Annotated in this window: 1 protein-coding gene and 1 pseudogene; both read right to left on the bottom strand. The window is 69.1% G+C overall.

Annotation, left to right across the window (positions count from 1 at the left end; genetic code table 11):
- Window positions 1-116: 116 nt before the first annotated feature.
- A complete protein-coding gene (paoC, locus tag ACEN88_RS28110; RefSeq protein WP_413344953.1) occupies window positions 117-2,321 on the bottom strand; it encodes an aldehyde oxidoreductase molybdenum-binding subunit PaoC in 2,205 nt (734 codons plus the stop codon).
- 10 nt (window positions 2,322-2,331) lie between these two features.
- A pseudogene (locus ACEN88_RS28115) lies at window positions 2,332-2,972 on the bottom strand (FAD binding domain-containing protein); the annotation flags it as partial.

Consider the following 2,972-nt stretch of genomic DNA (forward strand, 5'->3'; position numbering starts at 1 on the left):
CCCAGGGGAGATGCCGTCCAGTCCCGCGCGCGCAGGATGCGCTCGCCGCCCGATGCGGACAAGCCGCCGGCAGAATCGTTCATGGTGTCGTGGCCAAGGGTTCCATTCTACGGGGGTCACGCATATCGGGGCATCCCGGGCAGCAGCTTGTCGAGCGTGACGGGATAGTCGCGCACCCGCACGCCGGTCGCGTTGTAGATGGCGTTCGCCACCGCCGCCGCCACGCCGCAGATCCCCAGCTCGCCCACGCCCTTCGCCTTCATCGGCGACGAGACCGGGTCCGTCTCGTCGAGGAAGACGACCTCCTGGTGCGGGATGTCGGCGTGCACCGGCACTTCGTAGCCGGCCAGGTCGTGGTTGACGAAGAAGCCGACGCGCTTGTCGACGACGAGGTCTTCCATCAGCGCGGCACCAACACCCATCGTCATCGCGCCGATCACCTGGCTGCGCGCGGACTTCGGATTCAGGATGCGCCCGGCCGCACACACGGCCAGCATGCGCCGCACGCGCACTTCCGCCGTCGCCGCATCGACGGCCACTTCGACGAAGTGGGCGCCGAACGTCGACTGCTGGTACTTCTTGTCGAGGTCACCGTATTCCATCGTATCTTCGCCGATCACGTCGGCGTCGCGCGACGCATGCTCCAGCGGCAGCGTCTTGCCGCCGGCGCGCACCATGCCGCCGCTGAAATCGGCCTGTGCGGGGTCGAGGCCCAGCTTCTTCGCCACGTTCTCGCGCAGCTTCACGCACGCGGCGTACACGCCGGCCGTCGAGCTGTTGCCGCCCCACTGGCCGCCGGATCCGGCCGATACGGGATATGCGGAATCGCCCAGCCGCACCGTCACGCGCGCCAGCGGCACGCCCAGCATCTCGGCCGCCGTCTGGCCGATGATGGTATAGGTGCCGGTGCCGATGTCCGTCATGTCCGTTTCGACGGTGACGGTGCCGTCGCGCTCCAGGCGCACGCGCGCCGCCGACTTCATCACGAGGTTGTTGCGGAACGCGGAGGCCATGCCGTAGCCCACGAGCCAGCGGCCGTCGCGCGCCTGGCCCGGCTTGGCATTGCGCCTGTTCCAGCCGAAGCGCTCCGCGCCGATGCGCAGCGTGTCGACGAAACGCCGCTGCGAGAACTTGCGGCCCGGCTGTTCCGGATCGACGGTCGTGTCGTTCACGATGCGCAGCGTGACGGGATCCATCTGCAGTTTTTCCGCCAGCTCGTCCATCGCGATCTCCAGCGCCATCATGCCCGGCGCCTCGCCCGGCGCGCGCATCGCATTGCCTTCCGCGAGGTCGAGCACGGCGAGCCGCATCTGCGTGAAGCGGTTCGGGCCCGCGTACAGCAAGCGGGTCTGGTTCACCGCGGTCTCCGGCCCGCCGTCCGGCAGGTCGCCCGACCAACTCTCGTGCGCGATCGCCGTGATGCGGCCTTCGCGCGTGGCGCCGATGCGGATGTGCTGGATCGTCGCCGGCCGGTGCGTCGTGTTGTTCATCATGAGCGCGCGCTGCAACGCGACCTTCACGGGCCGGCCGGCGGCCTTCGCGCCCAGCGCGGCCAGCAGCGCTTCCGACCGGAGGAACAGCTTGCCGCCGAAGCCCCCGCCGATGTAGGGCGACACGAGGCGTACGTTTTCCTCGGGGATGCCGAGCGTCCGCGCCATGTCCTTCTTGCCCCAGTTTATCATCTGGTTGGCGGTGTACAGGGTCAGCGTCTCGCCCTGCCACACGGCCGTCGACGCGTGCGGTTCCATCATCGCGTGCGTCTGGTCCGGCGTTGTATAGGTCGCGTCCAGTTTCACGGGCGCGGATGCGAAGGCGGCCTCGAAGTTGCCGACCTTCGTCGTCGATTTCGCCTTGTCCTTGCTGGCCGGGCCGGCCGCGTTCATCGCCGCTTCCAGGTCGTAGACGCCGGTGACCGGCGCATACTCCACGCGCAGCAGCGCCGCGGCGGCGCGCGCCTGTTCGAACGTCTCCGCGACGATCAGCGCCACGGCCTGGTGGTAGTGCTGGATCTCCGGCCCACCCAGCAGGTGCGCCGTGTTGTACTTGCCCTTGGCGAGCTTGCCCGCGTTTTCGTGCGTGATCACCGCGAGCACGCCGGGCGCGGCCCGCGCGGCACGCGTGTCGATGCGCCTGAGGGTGCCCTTGGCGATGGCCGCGCCGACGACCCAGCCGTACGCGGCATTCGGCGCCACCTTGTGCTGTTCGTACGCGTATGGGGCCGTGCCCGTCGTCTTGAACGGACCGTCGATGCGGTCGGTCGGCTTGCCGATGACCTGCAGTCGGTCGATGGGATTCGAGGTGGCGGGTGTCGTGAATTTCATGGGTGCCTCCTCATGCCTGCCGTGCATCCGCCAGCACGGACGCCAGCGTGCGCTGGACCAGCGGGACCTTGAACGCGTTGTCGTTCGTGACGCGCACACCGGCCAGCAACTGGTCGGTCACGGCCTGCGCGCCGCGCGGCATGGCTGATTCCGCCGCGGTCGTGCAGCCGGATGGCAGCGGTCGCGCACCTTGTGGTAGTAGTGCTTGCCGCCCAGCGGCTTCGGCAAGGTCACCGCCGTGATCAACTCGCCCGGCGCGAGCGTGTTCTCGATGTGCGGCGTGCCGCCCGGCAGGCGATAAAAGTCGGCGATGGGGATCGTGCGCGCCGAGCCATCCGGACGCACCGTTTCCACGCCCACGTCCAGCAGCTGCATCGCAACGGCCATGTCGCTCGGGTGCGTGGCGATGCACGCCTCGCTATGCCCTACGATCGCGAGCTGGCGCGTAAAACCGCCGATGGCCGAGCAGCCGCTGCCCGGCTTGCGCTTGTTGCACGCCATGTTCGTGTCGTAGAAGTAGGGACAGCGGGTGCGCTGCAGCAGGTTGCCCGCCGTCGTCGCCTTGTTGCGCAGCTGCGCCGACGCGCCCGCGAGCAGCGCGCGCGACAGCACGGGATAATCGCGCCGCACGCGCGCATCGGCCGCGAGGTC

Source organism: Massilia sp. CT11-108 (genome assembly GCF_047302915.1).
GTDB classification, from domain to species: domain Bacteria; phylum Pseudomonadota; class Gammaproteobacteria; order Burkholderiales; family Burkholderiaceae_D; genus Telluria; species Telluria orientalis.

Coding starts and splice junctions, on each gene's coding strand:
- paoC (WP_413344953.1), bottom strand. CDS start 2,321: ATGAAATTCACGACACCCGCCACCTCGAATCCCATCGACCGACTGCAG.